The following is a 16,772-nucleotide window of genomic DNA, read 5'->3' on the forward strand; positions in this document are numbered from 1 at the left end:
GTCTCAGGCCGAACGGTAGCGCGGGAACGCGCCAGCACCGGCGTAGCGCGCCGCGTCGGCCAGCTCCTCCTCGATCCGGAGAAGCTGGTTGTACTTGGCGACACGGTCCGAACGGGCCGGGGCGCCGGTCTTGATCTGGCCGCAGCCGGTGGCCACCGCCAGGTCGGCGATGGTGGTGTCCTCGGTCTCGCCCGAGCGGTGGCTCATCATGCACTTGAAGCCCGCCCGGTGGGCCAGGTCCACCGCGTCCAGGGTCTCGGTCAGCGAGCCGATCTGGTTGACCTTGACGAGAACCGCGTTCGCCGCCTTCTCCGCTATGCCGCGGGCGATGCGCTGCGGGTTGGTCACGAACAGGTCGTCACCGACGATCTGCACCCGGTCGCCGATCGAGGCGGTCAACGTCTGCCAGCCGCTCCAGTCGTCCTCGGCCAGCGGGTCCTCGATCGACACGATCGGGTACTCGTCGGCCAGCTTCGTGTAGTAGGTGCTCATCTCCTCGGCGGACTTCGCGGCACCCTCGAACGTGTAGGTGCCGTTGTCGAAGAACTCCGTGGCCGCCACGTCGAGCGCGAACACGATGTCGGTGCCGAGCCGGTAACCGGCCTTCTCGACCGCCTCGGCGATCAGGTCCAGGGCCGCCGCGTTCGTCGGCAGGTTCGGCGCGAAGCCACCCTCGTCGCCAAGCCCGGTGGAGAGCCCCTTCTTCTTCAACACCGACTTCAGCGCGTGGTAGACCTCCGCGCCCGAGCGCAGCGCCTCACGGAAGGTGGGCGCGCCGATCGGCGCGATCATGAACTCCTGGATGTCGACGTTCGAGTCGGCGTGCGCGCCACCGTTGAGGATGTTCATCATCGGCACGGGCAGGAGGTGCGCGTTCGGGCCGCCCAGGTAGCGGAAGAGGCTCAGCTCGGCGCTGCCGGCAGCGGCCTTCGCCACCGCCAGGGAAACCCCGAGGATGGCGTTCGCGCCCAGCTCCGACTTGGTTTCCGTGCCGTCGATGTCGAGCATCTTCTGGTCGATCAGCCGCTGCTCGCTGGCCTCGTACCCGATGATCTGGTCGACGATCTTGTCTTCGACGTTGGAGACCGCCTTCTCCACGCCCTTGCCCTGGTAGCGGTCGGCGTCACCGTCGCGCAGTTCGATCGCCTCGAAGGCGCCGGTGGAGGCGCCGGACGGCACGGCGGCGCGGGCTACCGTGCCGTCGTCCAGACCGACCTCGACCTCGACCGTCGGGTTGCCCCGCGAGTCGAGAATCTCCCGGGCGACGATTCCCTCGATGGTTGCCACTAAGTCGCTCCTCGTTGTTGTGATCCGGTCCGTGGGTGGGCCGCGACGGTGCGGCTGAGGCAGGTGTTGAACGCAGCGTATCGGGCGGCGCGAACGGGCACGGCGTCGCCCGCGCACCCGGGTCACCCCGCGTTGACGGACATTCCCGGATTTCCGGGCGTCAACCGGCAACGGGTTTGCGCTGCGCGGACCAGATCCACCAGGCTGGTCGCCATGCCCGCCGCCTCGACCACCCTCCGCATGCTCGCCGTGTCGGTCATCGCGTCGCTCACGGTCACCGGCTGTCAGACATTCGAGGACGCCGGAGTCGCCATGGGCCGCTCGGAACTCGTCAACGACCTCGCCGCCCGGCTCGATCGCGCACTGGAATTGACCTACTCGGCCGACTACCAGTTGCCCGGCGGTCAACGCGCCGCGATCGTGCAGGCACAGAAGCCGGCGCGATCCACGTACACCTATCCGGGCGGGCAGCTCACCGTCACCCCGGAGGCCATCACCCGGTGCACGACGACAGGCGCGCGCCCGCAGTGCACGCTGATCACCCCGCCCACCCCGGGCAGCAAGCCCACGGTGACGCTGTTCGGCGAGGCCAACCAGCAGGGCCTCGTCACGCCGCCGGTGGTGGTCGGGCTGCTCACCGCCGCCGCGCTCGACCCACAGGCGGTCATCAAGCAGAGCGACACCACAGTCGCCGGGCACCACGCCGCCTGCGTCGCGGTGCAGAGCTCGTCGTCCGGCGACTTCACCGCCTGCGTGACCACCGAGGGCGTGCTCGGCAGCTTCACCGGGCCGGTCGACGGCAAGCCGATGGAGCTGGCACTGAGCAACTACTCCGCGACCGTCGACGAGGGCGCGTTCGAACCGCCCGCCGACGCCGCTGTCGTCGACCGCCGCCCCGGCGGCTCGTGACCGACCCGCCCGGCGGGTTCCTCCCCGGGGCCGACCGGAGCCCGCCTCCCGGCCCCGGCGACCTGGCCCTGCCGGTGACCGGCGCGAAGCTGCTGACCGGCGTCGACGGCCACCCCCTCCGGGTCGCCGACCTGCCCGCCGACACCGACTGGGTGCCGCTGGGCACGCTCGACGGAGTGCCCGCCTGGGGCGCCGACCTGACCACCACCGCCGACGACCTTCCCGGCCAGGCGCGCGGCTGGGCGTCACTCGCCGCCGAGGTGCCGGAGCCGCACGCCACGCTCGCCGGCCGAGCGCTGGCGGTGCTGACCTGGCGGCGTACGCACCGGTGGTGCGGCGCCTGCCGAGCGGAGCTGACCGACCGACCCGGCGAGACCGCCCGACAGTGCCCCGACTGCGGCCTGTACGTGCCGATGCAGCTCTCCGCCGCCGTACTGGTCGCGATCACCCGGCCCGGCCTGCCCGGGCACGTTGACGACCTGCTGCTGGTCCAGCACGCCACCGGTCCGACCGGGCTGTGGGCGCTGGTGGCCGGCTTCGTCGAGGCCGGCGAGACGCTTGAGGCGGCGGTACACCGGGAGGTCGGTGAGGAGGTCGGGCTGCCCGTCGACCGGCTGACCTACTTCGGCAGCCAACCGTGGGCGATCTCCGGCCCGGGCGTGCTGCTCGCCGGCTTCACCGCCCGTGCCGCCGACCCGCGGGCCGAACCGGTGGTCGACGGGCGGGAGCTGACCAGGGCTCAGTGGTTCGGCCTGGATGCGCTGCCGGCGCAACTGCCGCCCGCGTACTCCATCTCGCGCTGGCTGATCGACGCGACGGTGACCGCCGGGCGGCGCTGAAACCCGCGCGGCCCGGCGGTCCTCCTCAGAGACCGAGCAGGGTGCGCAGGTGGCGCGGGGGCGGGCAGTCGTGGGCGAGCATCGCGTCGTGCCAGTCGCGGACCGACACCCCGGCCGGGCGGGCGGCGGCGATCTCGGCCATCTCGCTGTACCCGACGAAGTAGGTGGAGAGCTGGGTGGAGGTCAGTTGCGCGCGCCGCCACTTGCCGGCCGCCTCGCCCTCCTCCTGGAAGCCGCGCCCGGTCATCAACGCCATCGCCTCGGCCTCGGGCAGGTCCTCGGCGTGCACCAACTGGTCGAGCAGCGCGTTGATCGTCATCCGTAGTTGCATCTTGAGCCGCTGCAACCGCACCGGCAGACCACCGAAGCCGAGCCCAGTCATCACCTCTTCCGCGTAGACCGCCCAGCCCTCGATGAACGGGCCGGACTCGGCCAACGCGCGGACCCGTGTGCCACCGACGTAGCGGCGGGCGTGGGCGAGCTGGAGGAAGTGCCCCGGCATCGCCTCGTGCACGGTCAGGTTGCGGATCATGTGGTCGTTGTACTCGCGGTAGAACGACTCGACCCGCTGCGCCGGCCAGTCCGACGGGGTGGGCGCGATGCAGTAGAAGGTCGGTAGGACGGCGGTCTCCAACGGGCCGGGCGCGTCGCAGTACGCCACCGCGACCCCCCGGGCGAACTCCGGCATCTCCTGGATCACGCACCGGTCGTCGACCACTGTGACCAGGTCGTGTGCGCGGACGAAGTCGGTCGCCTCGTCCAGTGTCACCCCGGCCAGCTCGACGATCGTCGCGTCGTTCGGGTGCTCGGCGGCGAGCAGGTCCAACGCCCGACGTACTGTCGCGTCGTCGGCCGGACCACCGACCAGCTCGACGGCGGCCTCGCGGATCTCCGCGGTGACCCGGTCCAGGTTGGCCCAGGCGCGACGCTGGATCTCGGCGGCGCCCAGCTCGGTGTCGAGGGTGTGCCACAGCCGGGCCTCCCAGCGGCGTCGGCCCAGTCGCGGGTCACGGCCGGGGCCGGCATCGGCGGCCAGGCCGGTGCGCAGCCAGGCCACGAACTCGTCCAGCGCGGCGATCGCGGCGGTGGCCGCCGGCTCGACCCGGTCGAGGTGGCCCGGTGCCTGGGCGAGCAACGCCGGAAGCTCGTCGCGGATCAGCGCGGCCGTGCCGGTGAACTGCCCGACCGCCGTCTCCGCGTGGATTCGCGGCATGTCCCGCAGCGTCGCGCGGGCGGTGGCGAGGGCGTCCGGTACGGCGGCGAGCCGGCCGGTCAGTTGGGTCAGCCGCACGTCCGCGGGGGCGTACGGGCGGGCCAGCAGCGGGTGCAGCAACGGGCCGGGGTTGTGCCGCAGCGGATCCCACTCGTGCGAGCGGATCTCGGTCAGCTCGAACAGCTCCCGGTCCACGAATGAGCTGAGCAGCGCGTGGTCGACCTGCTCGTCGACGTCGAGCGAGTCCGGGTCCAGTTCGGACAGTGCGTTGGCCGCGTCGGAGAGCATCGCCCGATCGGCGGTCACCCCGTCGGCGGAGAGGTCCGGCAGCCTGTCGTCGAACCGGTGGTCCCCGGCTGCGGTGGCAACCCCCGGCCGCGACTCCAGTAAAGCCTCGACAACCCGCTCAGCCAGCACCCCAAACGCTTCCACCGCACCACCCTACCGACCGCTGTGCGCTCCGCCGCCGGTTTCACCCACCCCGTCGATCATGAAGTTATTGCCATCCACCTCGGCGTGTCGGAGCAATAACTTCATGATCACCGCGGGCTGCCGGGTGGGGGTGGGGGTTCGGCTTGGCGGATGGCTTCGGCGTGGGCGAGGGTGGTGCGGCGGAGGGCTGCTTCGGGGTCTATGCCCGCCTCGCGGGCTGCGGCCACCCTTGCCAGCAGGTCGGCGCCCAGTCTTGCCTCGGCATCCGCCTGGGTGTCGGCCGCCGGTGGGAGCGGGACGTCGATGCCTCGGCGGGCGGCGCGGTCCAGGATCTGCGTTGCCAGGGCCAGCGCGGGCTGGCTCAGGGCCACACCGTCCAACGCCGAGTGCCGCGCCTTCTCGGCGCGCTTGATCCGCTCCCAGTTCTCGGTGATCTCCTCCAGGGTGCCCGCCTCGGCGCCGGCGAAGACGTGCGGATTACGTCGGATCATCTTGTCGACCAGGCCACCGGCCACGTCGTCGATGGTCCACCGCTCGTCCTCGGGCAACTCCTCGGCGAGCCGCGCGTGCAGCACCACCTGCAACAACACGTCGCCCAACTCCTCGCGCAGCGCGTCGGTGTCGTCGGCGCTGATGGCGTCGTACGCCTCGTAGCTCTCCTCCAGCAGGTAACCGGCGAGGCTGCGGTGCGTCTGCGCCCGCTTCCACGGGTCGCCGCCCGGCGAGGCCAGTCGATCCAGCACGGCCACCGCGTCGAGCAGCCGGGCACCCGGCGGATCCCACGAGCCGTACATCAGCTCCATCTCGGCCAACCCCGGCTGCCGGGCCAGCCGCAGACCCAACTCCCGGGCCAACGCCTCGTCACCCGCCGGACCGGCCAGCCACACCACAGTGCCGTGCGTCGCCACCGCGTCCAGCAGCGGCTGCGTCGCCGGGCCGTCCACCACTGTGACCTCGGCGCCCGCCTGGCGCACGGCCGTGGTCAACTCGCTGTCCGCGGCCGTCAACACCGGGTGCTGGCGTACGACGTCCCAGGCCGCGGCCGTCAACAGGCCGGCGGGCAACCGGGGTGAGGTGACCAGGAGAACGATCCGTGCGGTCATGCTCAGCTGGCCGTGCCCTCGGCCTCCGGCGCCGCGGTCGGCCCCTCCGGGGTGGAAATGTCGGTGACCGCGTCGGAGCCCGGCTCACCCAACGGCACGCTCACCGCGGGTGCGTCATCGGTGAAGCTGAGCAGCGGGAACTCGAGCGGGCGGTACCGAGGGCTGATGGTGACGTCGTAACGACCGACCGCCTCGGCCAGGATCCGCTTGGTCGCCAGCGCGCCGCGTAGCTGCTCGCCGTCGAGCTGCTGGGCGGCGGCCTCATCGGTCACGTCGGCCGGGATCTTGCCGGCCGCACGCCCGGCGGCGATCACGTCGGCGAACTCCTCCTTGGTCGGCTCGACCGGCTCGGCCGGCAACCCGGACAGGCAGGTGAAGAACTTCGCCACTTCCCGCACGTGCTCGGTCTCCGGGTCGAGGCTGAGCTGCTGGGCAGCCTGCTCGGCCGTCACCTGGCCGCGCGGCTGGTAGTTCTTCTCGGCGGAGAGCTTCTCGCACACCTTGGTCAGCACCAGGGCCCGGACCACGTCGGCCACCTTGGGCAGGGTCGGTTGCTGCGCCGCGGGTTGCCCGCTGGCGGCGGAGGACTCCGGCGCCGGGTTCTTCGTCCGCAGGTCCTTCATCGCGGTGGTGACCTGAACGTCGGTGATGCGCTGGTCACCGACGTAAGCGGCGATACCAGGCTCAGCACGGCAACCGGAGAGGGCGACGAGGCCGAGCGCCACAGTGGCGACGGCGGCAAGACGGCGAGCACGCATAGCCGTCACTCTCTCACGCCGTCACCCGGGGTTGTGACACCCCCCACCTTCGCTCATCCCCCGACCAGGGGCGGCGTCGACGCACGAGCGCCCCTGGTCCAGAGCACACCGCCGGCTCAGTCGCTCGCGGCGACGGCTCAGGCGCTCGCGGCGACGGCGAGTGGGGCGGGGGCACCGAGCACATCGGAGAGCAGTTGCGCGCACCACTGGAGCAGCGCCTGGTCACGCAGCGGCTCGCCACCGATCCGACGAGTGGTCGGTCGGGGCACGCTGACCTGGTCGGTGGCCTGCTTGTAGACGGCATCCGGGTGATAGCGCTTGAGCCGCATCTGCTTCGAATCCGGCAACGGCAGCGGGCCGAACCGTACGTGCTTGCCCTGCACGGACACGTCGGACAGGCCGTAGCGGCGGGCCAGCAGACGGAACCGGGCCACCTCCACCAGGTTCTGCACCGGGGCCGGTGGCTCGCCGTACCGGTCGGTCATCTCGGCGATCACCTCGCCCAGCCGCTCCTCGTCGCGCGCCTCGGCGAGCTTGCGGTACATCTCCAGGCGCAGCCGCTCCACGCTCACGTAGTCGTGCGGCAGGTGCGCGTCGACCGGCAGATCGATCTTGACATCGGTCTCCTCCTCCGGCCGCTCACCCTTGAACGCGGAGACCGCCTCGCCGACCATCCGCACGTACAGGTCGAAGCCGACGCCCTCGATGTGCCCGGACTGCTCGCCACCGAGCAGGTTGCCGGCGCCCCGGATCTCCAGGTCCTTCATCGCCACGTACATGCCGGCGCCCAACTCGGTGTGCTGGGCGATGGTCGCCAACCGCTCGTGGGCGTGCTCGGTGAGCGGCTTCTCCGGCGGGTAGAGGAAGTAGGCGTACGCCCGCTCCCGGCCCCGGCCGACCCGGCCCCGGATCTGGTGCAGCTGGGCCAGGCCCAGCAGGTCGGCCCGCTCCACGATCAGCGTGTTGGCGTTCGGGATGTCGATGCCCGACTCGACGATCGTGGTGCAGACCAGGACGTCGAACTCCTTCTCCCAGAAGCCGACCATGACCTTCTCCAGGGCGTCCTCGCCCATCTGGCCGTGCGCCACCGCGACCCGCGCCTCGGGCACCAGCTCCCGCAGCCGCCGTGCCGCCCGGTCGATCGACTCGACCCGGTTGTGCAGGTAGAAGACCTGCCCGTCGCGGAGCAGCTCACGGTGGATGGACGCAGCCACCTGCCGGTCGTCCTGCGCGCCGACGAAGGTGAGCACCGGGTGCCGCTCCTCCGGTGGGGTGGCGATGGTGGACATCTCCCGGATGCCGGTGATCGCCATCTCCAGGGTGCGCGGGATCGGGGTGGCCGACATGCTGAGCACGTCGACCGACGCGCGCAGCGTCTTCAGGTGCTCCTTGTGCTCGACACCGAAGCGCTGCTCCTCGTCGACGATCACCAGACCCAGCTGCTTGAAGCGGGTGGCCGTCTGCAACAGCCGGTGCGTACCGATGACGATGTCGACGGTGCCGTCGGCGACCATCTCCATCGTCCGCTCGGTCTCCTTCGCCGTCTGGAACCGGGACAGCTGCCGGATCTGGACCGGGAACTGGCTCATCCGCTCGGCGAACGTGTTGTAGTGCTGCTGAACCAGCAGGGTGGTCGGCACCAGCACCGCCACCTGCTTACCGTCCTGCACCGCCTTGAACGCCGCCCGGACCGCGATCTCGGTCTTGCCGTAGCCGACGTCACCGCAGATCAGCCGGTCCATCGGGACGCTTTGCTCCATGTCCCGCTTGACCTCGTCGATCGCGGCGAGCTGGTCCGGCGTCTCCTGCCAGGGGAAGGCATCCTCCAGCTCCCGCTGCCACGGGGTGTCCGGGCCGAACGAGTGCCCCTTGGACGCCTTGCGGGCGGCGTAGAGCTGGATGAGCTGCGCGGCGATCTCCCGGACCGCCTTGCGGGCCCGGGCCTTGGACTTCTGCCAGTCCGAGCCGCCCATCTTATGCAGGGTCGGCTGCTCGCCGCCCACGTAGCGGGAGAGCTGGTCGAGCTGGTCGGTCGGGACGAACAACCGGTCGCCGGGCTGGCCCCGCTTGCTGGCCGCGTACTCGATGACGAGGTATTCCCGGCTGGCGCCGTTGACGGTGCGCTGCACCAGCTCGACGTAGCGGCCGATGCCGTGCTGCTCGTGCACCACGTGGTCGCCGGTCTTCAACTCCAGCGGGTCGATGGTGTTGCGCCGCCGACTCGGCATCTTGCGCATGTCTCGCGTCGAGGTGCCCCGACCGCCTGTCACGTCATTGCCGGTGAGCAGCACGAAGCGGGACGCCTCGTCGACGAACCCGCTGCTCAGCGCGCCACAGGTGACCACCAGCTCGCCGGGGACGGGCGCGGTCGGCACCTCCTCGGTGAACCGGGCACCCAGGCCGGCGTCGCGCAGCACCTCCACCGCCCGCTGGGCGGGGCCGTGCCCCTCGAAGACCAGCGCGATCGACCAGCCCTCGCCGGCCCAGCGCTTGAGGTCCTCGACCACCCGAGAGGTCTCGCCGTGATAGAGCGGCGCCGGTTGGGCGGACAGGGTCACCGCGATGGCGTCGTCCGGAGTGACGGCGGCCTGCTCGGGCGCGTCCTCCCAGGGCTGCCGAGTGTCGGCGGTCTCCCCCTCACCCAATCCGAACGGGGACAGCGTCCACCACGGCTGGCCGAGCTTGCCGGCGGCGGCGCGTACCTCGCCGAGGGTGCGGAAGGCGGCGGCGCCGACGTCCACCGGGGCCTGGCCGCCGACCGCGGCGGCGGCCCAGCTGGCCTGCAGGAACTCCTCCGACGTACGCACCAGGTCGTGCGCCCGCGTGCGGATCCGCTCGGGGTCGCAGAGCAGGACGTGGGTGCCGGCCGGCATGGCGTCCAGCAGCAGCTCCAGTGAGTCGGGGCCGACCAGCACCGGGGCCAGCGACTCCATCCCCTCCACCGGGATGCCCTCGGCCAGCTTGTCGAGGATCTCGGCCAGCTCGGGGTGCTGCTCGGCGAGCGCGGCGGCCCGGTCGCGGACCGCCGGGGTGAGCAGCAGCTCGCGGCAGGGTGGTGCCCAGAGCAGCGGAACCTGCTCGATGGTCCGCTGGTCGGCGACGGCGAAGGTGCGGATCTCCTCCACCTCGTCGCCCCAGAACTCGACCCGCGACGGGTGCTCGTCGGTGGGCGGGAAGACGTCCAGGATCCCGCCGCGCACCGCGAACTCGCCGCGCTTGGTGACCAGGTCGACCCGGGCGTACGCCATGTCGATCAGTCGGCGGGCGACCTCTTCCAGGTCCGCCTCCTCGCCGGCGGCGAGCTGCACCGGCTCCAGATCACCGAGCCCCTTGAGTTGTGGCTGGAGCAGCGAACGGACCGGGGCCACTACCACTCGCAGTGGCCCGGTGCCGCCGTGCGCGTCGGTCGCCTCCGGGTGCGCCAGCCGGCGCAGCACGGCCAGTCGTCGGCCGACCGTGTCGGAGCGGGGGGACAGCCGCTCGTGCGGCAGCGTCTCCCAGGAGGGGAAGACAACTACCTGCTCGGCCGGCAGCAACCCGCCCAGCGCGGCGGCCAGGTCGTCGGCCTCCCGGGTGGTGGCGGTCACCGCCAGCACCGGTCGCCCGGCGCCGTCGTTGTCGGCGGCGACCGCCGCGACGGCGAACGGGCGCAGCGCCGCCGGGGCGGTGATGTCGAGGCCGTCGACCTGGGCGGCACCGGAGCGCGCCAGGTCACGCGCCCGGGTCAGCCCGGGGTCGGACAGGGCGGCGGTGAACAGACCGGTGAGCAAGGGAATCCTTCCCGGGGAGTCGACGCACACGACGGCGGCCCCTCGTCCAGCCGGACGGGGGGGCACGGCAACAAGCCTAGCCCCGTCGACCGACAGCCACCCCCTTCCGCCCAGGTCCGCGCCGCGCGCGTCACCCGCGCCCCACGCCCGGCCAGAGGATCTTGACCGTCGCCGGCTGGCGTGGTCGGGTTTCGGGATGGGTGAGCAGTGGCGGGCACAGTTCGACGCGGAGGTGAGCTTCGCCAACGGTGGCGGGCTGCGTACCGAGGGGTTCCGGCTGGACATTCCCGGTCGGGAGATCACCGACGACGACCTGGCGGCGTTGTTCGTCCGGCACCTCGGGCTGCTGATGGTCGCCCACGTCCGGATCAGCGCCAAGACGATCATCGAGGAGCCGCACAAGGGCGGCCGAGGCGTCACGGTCGACGGATCCGGCGCCGATCGTCGGCTGGTCGAGCTGAGCCACGTGATCAGCGACGGGATGACCACCCTGCCGGGTTGGCCGGGCCCCCGGATCACCGACTGGCTGACCTTCGCGGCATCCCGCGAGCGATACGCCCCGGGCACCGAGTTCCACGTGGCCCGCATCGACATGATCGCCAACACCGGCACGTACCTGGACACGCCCGCCCACCGCTGGGCCGGCCGGGACGACCTGACCGGGGTGTCGCTGGACCGTCTCGCCGACCTACCGGGGGTGGTGGTGCGGGTGCCGGCCGGCATCCGCGCGGTGGACCGGCTGATGCTGGCCCCGTACGAGGTGACCGGCCGGGCGGTGCTGCTGCACACCGGGTGGGACGCGCACTTCGGCACCGAACGGTACGGCGCGCCGGACGCGCCGTACCTGACCGGGGAGGCCGCCCGGGCGCTGGTCGACGCGGGGGCGGCCCTGGTCGGCATCGACTCGATCAACATCGACGACATGAGCCCGGCGGCCGCCGGCGTACGCCCCGCGCACAGCGCGCTGCTCGCCGCCGGCATCCCGATCGTCGAGCACCTGACCGGCCTGGACGCGTTGCCGCCGAGCGGGTTCCGGTTCACCGCTGCCCCGCCGATGGTGGCCGGCATGGGCACCTTTCCGGTCCGCGCCTTCGCCGTCGTCAACCCCTGACGCCACCGGCGACGCCTGCCGCACGGCCAGCGGCTGGTCTCTGCCGGGCCGTGGGGGCGGCGAGCTGGTTCCACAGTGCGGTCCACAAAACGGACCATGGGCTAGCAACGTGGGCGCTGGCGGTAGGCCGGCTGGCCGGCATCCGCCCTCGGGATCTGGACGGTCCTCGGAGGGCTCGGGTTGGTCAGCGCAAGCCTGGTCCGGGGTCGCCGGGTCGCCCCCTCCGGCCCCGGAACGACCCAGTCCGGCCCCTCGCCGGACCGTGACGGTGGTTGAGATCACCCCGGAAAACACCCTTCGGCGGGCAGTGGATCACCAGGGGGCCCTCCAGACACCCCCTGCGCGCGGATACCATCCAGTAAGTCGGACAGCGCTGTCCTTCGTATCCACGTAAGGGAGCGCATCGTGACCGACCAGCACGACCACGACGGCCCGGACGCCGCACTGCGCGCCGACATTCGCCGACTCGGCACCCTGCTCGGCCAGACACTGGCCCGCCAGGAGGGTCGCCCACTGCTCGACCTCGTCGAGGAGATCCGCGCCCAGGTCCGCTCCGACGCCCCGGCGGCCGCCCAGCGCCTCGGCGGGCTCGACGTGACCACCGGCACCAAGCTGGCCCGCGCGTTCTCCACCTACTTCCACCTGGCCAACATCACCGAGCAGGTGCACCGTGCGCGGGACCTGCGCCGCCGCCGCGCGGTGCAGGGCGGCTGGCTGGACCAGGCCGCCAAGATGATCGCCGAGCGCGGGGTGCCGGCCGAGGAGATCGCCAACGCGGCTCGCCGGCTGGCGGTGCGACCGGTCTTCACCGCGCACCCGACCGAGGCGGCCCGTCGCTCGATCCTGTCCAAGCTGCGGGCGATCGCCGACGAGTTGGACGCCGAGACCGCCAACGCGATCCTGTACGGCGCCAGCGACGAGGGCCCGGCCAACCGCCGGCTGGCCGAGTTGTTGGACCTGATGTGGCAGACCGACGAGCTGCGGCTCGACCGGCCGGACCCGACCGACGAGGCCCGCAACGCCATCTACTACCTGCGCGACCTGTACGCCGAGGCCGCCCCGCAGGTGCTCGACGACCTGGCCGACACGTTGCGCACGCTCGGTGTGGAGACCTCACCGACGGCCCGGCCGCTGAGCTTCGGCACCTGGATCGGCGGCGATCGCGACGGCAACCCGTTCGTCACCCCGGCGGTCACCCGCGAGGTGCTGACCATCCAGCACGAGCACGGCATCGCGGCCACCGAGAAGGCGATGGACCACCTGATCAACGAGGTTTCGGTGTCCCGCCGACTGCGCGGGGTGTCCCTGGACCTGTCCGCCAGCCTCGCCGCCGACCTGGACGCGCTGCCCGAGGTGGCACAGCGCTTCCGCCGGGTCAACGCGGAGGAGCCGTACCGGCTCAAGGCACGCTGCGTGAAGGCGAAGCTCGCCAACACCCGGCTGAGGTTGCGCCAGGGCACCGCACACGTACCGGGTCGGGACTACCGGGGCTCGGCCGAGCTGATCGCCGACCTGGACCTGCTGCGCGCCTCGTTGGCCCGCAACTCCGGGCAGCTCACCGCGGTCGGCCGGCTGGCCTCCACCATCCGTACGGTCTCCGCGTTCGGCCTGCATCTGGCGACGATGGACGTCCGGGAACACGCCGAGGCGCACCACGCCGTGCTCGCGCAGCTCTACGAGGCGGTCGGCGAGGTCTCCGACTACCCGGCGCTGACCCGGCTGGAACGCACCAAGCTGCTCGCCGACGAGCTGACCGGTCGCCGTCCGCTGTCGACGGTGGACACGTCGCTGTCCGAGCCGGCCCGCAAGACGTTCGACGTGTTCAGCACCATCCGGGAGGCACAGGACCGGTTCGGCGCCGAGGTGATCGAGTCGTACATCATCTCGATGACCCTGGGTGTCGACGACGTGCTGGCCGCCGTGGTGCTGGCCCGCGAGGCCGGCCTGGTGGACGTGCACAGCGGGCGGGCCCGGGTCGGGTTCGTGCCGCTCCTGGAGACCCCCGCCGAGCTGAACTCCGGCGGCGAACTCCTCGACGAGTTGCTGTCGCTGCCCGCGTACCGGGCGCTGGTGACGGCCCGGGGTGACGTGCAGGAGGTCATGCTCGGCTACTCCGACTCGAACAAGGAAGCCGGGATCACCACCAGCCAGTGGTCGATCCACCGGGCGCAGCGCGCGCTGCGCGACGTGGCCGCCCGGCACGGTGTGCACCTGCGGCTCTTCCACGGCCGGGGCGGCACTGTCGGGCGCGGCGGCGGGCCGACGCACGAGGCGATCCTGGCGCAGCCGTACGGCACCATGGACGGCGCGATCAAGGTGACCGAGCAGGGCGAGGTGATCTCCGACAAGTACACCCTGCCCTCGCTGGCCCGGGAGAACCTGGAGCTGACCCTCGCCGCGGTGCTCCAGGCGACCCTGCTGCACACCGCGCCCCGGCAGCCGGCCGAGATGTTGGAGCGCTGGGACGCGACGATGGACGTGGTCTCCGAGTCGGCGTTCCGGTCCTACCGGTCGCTCGTCGAGGACCCGGACCTGCCCGCGTACTTCTGGGCGTCCACCCCCACCGAGCTGCTCGGCGCGCTGAACATCGGCTCCCGGCCGGCGAAGCGCCCGAACACCGGTGCCGGGCTGTCCGGGCTGCGGGCCATCCCGTGGGTGTTCGGCTGGACGCAGACCCGGCAGATCGTGCCGGGCTGGTTCGGCGTCGGCTCCGGGCTGGCCGCCGCCCGTGAGGCCGGTCTGGCGGACGTGCTGGCCGAGATGCACCGCAACTGGCACTTCTTCCGCACGTTCCTGTCGAACGTCGAGATGATGTTGACCAAGACCGACCTGAGCATCGCCCGCCGGTACGTCGAGACGTTGGTGCCGAAGAAGCTGCACCCGATCTTCGAGCAGATCGAGCAGGAGTACGAGCTGACCAAGCGGGAAGTGCTGGCGGTGACCGCCTCACCGGCCCTGCTGGAGAACTCGCCGGTGCTTCAGCGCACCCTGGCCGTCCGCGACACCTACCTGGAGCCGCTGCACCATCTCCAGGTGGCGCTGCTGCGGCAGTACCGGGAGTCGGGCGCGGCCGGGCGGGCGATCGCCACCGCACCGGGCGGCCGACGCGCACCGAGCGACGGCACCGCCCTGGAACGCGCGCTGCTCACCACCGTGAACGGCATCGCGGCCGGGATGCGCAACACCGGCTGATCGACAGGTACGGAAACGGGCCCCGGTCGCTGCGACCGGGGCCCGTTTCCGTAGGTCTGAACGACTGTCAGAAGTCGCCGCCGCCGAAATCCCCGCCCCCGAAGTCACCGCCGCCGAAGCCGCCACCGCCGAAGTCCCCACCGGCGTAGTCGCCGCCGCCGACGTCCCCACCCTGGTCGCTGCCGCCGAAGTCGCCGCCCTGGTCGCCGCCGTCGCCGCCCTGGTCGACACCGTCACCGAAGCCCTCCTGGTAGCCGGCGTCGTAGCCGTACCCGGGGTCGGCGAAGGCCGGCGAGAAGAGCGCGTCGGCGATCAGGATGCCGCCGAGCACACCGGCGCCGGCACCCAGCGCCGTCTTCCACCAGGGCGTCGAATACCAGCCGGCGGGCACCGGGCGGCCCTGATAACGCCCACCGGGGTAGTAGTAGGGCGTTTCCCGGCCGGGTTGCGGCCCGGCCCGGAAGGTCTGCCCCTGCACATCGACCTCGCGCTCCTTGGTGAGCTGCCCCACGCCACGGGCGGCGGCCACTGGCGGCACCTCGGGGCCCGGATCGATGCCCAGCGCCGTACGCGCCGCCCGGATGTACGCCAAACCCTCCAGCGCGGTCTCCCGGGCCAGCCCGAACTGGTGCGGCGTGGACGCCTGCTCCAGCTGGGAGCCCGCCGCGTTGTACCGCTCACCGGCGTCGGCCAGCGCCTGTCGTACCGCTGGGTCGTCGCCGTGCAGGTTCATCAACTGGCCGCCGAGGCGCTCGTACCACCGCTGCGCCTCCGCGCGGGCGTCGCCGAGCTCGGTGCGCCGACGGGCACCGGCCTGAGCGCGGACGAGCGCGGCGGCGCCCAGCGCGCCGACCAGCACAACGGCGAGGCAGAGCACAAGTTCCATGTCATCGAACGTACCCCCGGGTCGCACGTCGTATCCGTCTGGCAAGCTCCGGTGATGGACGTCTCGACGCTGCTCCTGGTGATCGTGTGCCTCGGCGCCGGCGGGGCGGTGGGCTGGCTCGCGGCCCGGTCCCGCTCGGCGGCCGACATCGCCCGCCTGGATGCCACCCTGGCCGCCACCCGGGAGGGCGAGGGTCGGCTGGAACAGTCCATGCGGGCGTTGAGCTACGAGGCCACCGCACAGTCCCAGGAGGCGGTGGCCCGGGCGGTCGCGCCGCTGCACGACACCCTGCGCCGCTACGAGCAACGGGTGGCCGAGCTGGAGCACGACCGCGTCGACGCGTACGCCGAACTGCGTGAGCAGGTCCGCTCGATGAACGCGGTCTCCGGTGAGCTGCGCACCGAGACCAAGCAGTTGGTGGCGGCGCTGCGCGCACCGCAGGTGCGGGGCCGCTGGGGCGAGCACCAGTTGCGCCGGATCGTCGAGGCTGCCGGCATGCTGGAGCACTGCGACTTCTCCGAGCAGGTCACCGCCGCCACCGACCAGCAGGTCGTCCGACCGGATCTGGTGGTCCGCCTGCACGGTGGTCGCTCGGTGGTGGTGGACGCCAAGGCCCCGTTCGACGCGTACCTGACAGCCATGGAGGCCCGCGACGAGCGCGGCCGGGACACCCACCTCGACGCGCACGCGCGGCACCTGCGGGGGCACGTCGACGCCCTGGCCGCCAAGTCGTACTGGTCGGCGTTCGACAACTCACCCGAGTTCGTGGTGCTGTTCGTCCCGGCCGACCCGTTCCTCGACGTCGCGCTCCAGCGAGACCCGACGCTGCTGGAGCACGCCTTCACCCGCAACGTGGTGCTCGCCACGCCGGCCACGCTGGTCGCCCTGCTCCGCACGGTGGCCTACTCCTGGCGGCAGGAGGCACTGGCCCGCAACGCGCTCGCCGTGCACACCCTCGCCCGGGAGCTGTACGGCCGGCTATCCACCCTGGGCGACCACGTGGGCAAGCTCGGGTCCTCGCTGGCCGGTGCGGTGACCGCCTACAACCGGGCGGTCGGCTCGCTGGAGGCCCGGGTGTTGGTCAGCGCTCGCAAGCTCGCCGAGTTGGGCGTCTCGGACGACGAGTTGGCCACGCCGGCCCAGGTCGAGTTGACGCCCCGGCAGCCGCAGGCTCCCGAGCTGGCCGATCCGGCCGACGAGGTCTCGGCCCGCCAGCCATCTATGTGACAGTGCGTACGCCTGCATATCACGAAGTGGTCACAAGGAACTGGC

The 16,772-nt window shown here is 72.0% G+C and carries 11 protein-coding genes; 5 read left to right on the forward strand and 6 right to left on the reverse strand.

What is annotated here, in order from left to right; all coding sequences use genetic code 11:
* Positions 1-3: 3 nt before the first annotated feature.
* A complete protein-coding gene (eno, locus tag ABZ794_RS08485; RefSeq protein ID WP_210785654.1) occupies positions 4-1,287 on the reverse strand; it encodes a phosphopyruvate hydratase in 1,284 nt (427 codons plus the stop codon).
* Positions 1,288-1,500: 213 nt separating this feature from the next.
* On the opposite strand from eno, the gene ABZ794_RS08490 reads away from it, so the two are divergent.
* Both ABZ794_RS08490 and nudC read left to right on the forward strand, forming a co-directional pair.
* A complete protein-coding gene (locus ABZ794_RS08490) occupies positions 1,501-2,196 on the forward strand; it encodes a hypothetical protein (RefSeq protein ID WP_210785655.1) in 696 nt (231 codons plus the stop codon).
* Positions 2,193-3,035 (forward strand): NAD(+) diphosphatase, encoded by an 843-nt coding sequence (gene nudC / locus ABZ794_RS08495; RefSeq protein ID WP_210785656.1) that lies wholly within the window; start codon positions 2,193-2,195, stop codon positions 3,033-3,035. The genes ABZ794_RS08490 and nudC overlap by 4 nt, the downstream gene beginning before the upstream one ends.
* A gap of 25 nt (positions 3,036-3,060) precedes the next feature.
* On the opposite strand, the gene ABZ794_RS08500 is transcribed toward nudC, so the two are convergent.
* The 4 genes from ABZ794_RS08500 to mfd all read right to left on the reverse strand — a co-directional run bounded on the left by ABZ794_RS08500 (position 3,061) and on the right by mfd (position 10,311).
* Positions 3,061-4,680, reverse strand: coding sequence for a DUF885 domain-containing protein (locus ABZ794_RS08500; protein ID WP_210785657.1), 1,620 nt, complete (start codon positions 4,678-4,680; stop codon positions 3,061-3,063).
* A 107-nt stretch (positions 4,681-4,787) separates the two neighbouring features.
* Positions 4,788-5,783 carry a nucleoside triphosphate pyrophosphohydrolase gene (locus tag ABZ794_RS08505; protein ID WP_357514884.1) on the reverse strand — a complete coding sequence of 332 codons (996 nt, stop codon included), beginning with the start codon at positions 5,781-5,783 and terminating at the stop codon, positions 4,788-4,790.
* A gap of 2 nt (positions 5,784-5,785) precedes the next feature.
* Entirely contained in the window at positions 5,786-6,541 is a 756-nt protein-coding gene (locus ABZ794_RS08510) for a hypothetical protein (RefSeq protein WP_357514886.1), read from the reverse strand.
* 137 nt (positions 6,542-6,678) lie between these two features.
* A complete protein-coding gene (gene mfd, locus ABZ794_RS08515) occupies positions 6,679-10,311 on the reverse strand; it encodes a transcription-repair coupling factor (protein WP_357514887.1) in 3,633 nt (1,210 codons plus the stop codon).
* 196 nt (positions 10,312-10,507) lie between these two features.
* On the opposite strand from mfd, the gene ABZ794_RS08520 reads away from it, so the two are divergent.
* Positions 10,508-11,422 carry a cyclase family protein gene (locus ABZ794_RS08520; protein ID WP_210785661.1) on the forward strand — a complete coding sequence of 305 codons (915 nt, stop codon included), beginning with the start codon at positions 10,508-10,510 and terminating at the stop codon, positions 11,420-11,422.
* 405 nt (positions 11,423-11,827) lie between these two features.
* On the forward strand, positions 11,828-14,614 hold the full coding sequence (gene ppc, locus ABZ794_RS08525) for a phosphoenolpyruvate carboxylase (protein ID WP_210785662.1): 2,787 nt from the start codon (positions 11,828-11,830) through the stop codon (positions 14,612-14,614).
* A gap of 67 nt (positions 14,615-14,681) precedes the next feature.
* Here ppc and ABZ794_RS08530 read toward each other — a convergent pair whose 3' ends face one another.
* Positions 14,682-15,500 (reverse strand): hypothetical protein, encoded by an 819-nt coding sequence (locus ABZ794_RS08530; protein ID WP_210785663.1) that lies wholly within the window; start codon positions 15,498-15,500, stop codon positions 14,682-14,684.
* Positions 15,501-15,554: 54 nt separating this feature from the next.
* Here ABZ794_RS08530 and ABZ794_RS08535 point away from each other — a divergent pair, with 54 nt between their 5' ends.
* Positions 15,555-16,727 carry a DNA recombination protein RmuC gene (locus ABZ794_RS08535; RefSeq protein ID WP_210785664.1) on the forward strand — a complete coding sequence of 391 codons (1,173 nt, stop codon included), beginning with the start codon at positions 15,555-15,557 and terminating at the stop codon, positions 16,725-16,727.
* The last annotated feature ends 45 nt before the right edge of the window (positions 16,728-16,772 follow it).

Source organism: Micromonospora sp. NPDC047187 (assembly GCF_040643355.1).
Taxonomy (GTDB): domain Bacteria; phylum Actinomycetota; class Actinomycetes; order Mycobacteriales; family Micromonosporaceae; genus Micromonospora; species Micromonospora salmantinae.

Coding starts and splice junctions, on each gene's coding strand:
- ABZ794_RS08505 (WP_357514884.1), bottom strand. CDS start 5,783: ATGACCGCACGGATCGTTCTCCTGGTCACCTCACCCCGGTTGCCCGCC.
- ABZ794_RS08510 (WP_357514886.1), bottom strand. CDS start 6,541: ATGCGTGCTCGCCGTCTTGCCGCCGTCGCCACTGTGGCGCTCGGCCTC.
- ABZ794_RS08535 (WP_210785664.1), top strand. CDS start 15,555: ATGGACGTCTCGACGCTGCTCCTGGTGATCGTGTGCCTCGGCGCCGGC.
- ABZ794_RS08490 (WP_210785655.1), top strand. CDS start 1,501: ATGCCCGCCGCCTCGACCACCCTCCGCATGCTCGCCGTGTCGGTCATC.
- ABZ794_RS08520 (WP_210785661.1), top strand. CDS start 10,508: ATGGGTGAGCAGTGGCGGGCACAGTTCGACGCGGAGGTGAGCTTCGCC.
- ABZ794_RS08530 (WP_210785663.1), bottom strand. CDS start 15,500: ATGGAACTTGTGCTCTGCCTCGCCGTTGTGCTGGTCGGCGCGCTGGGC.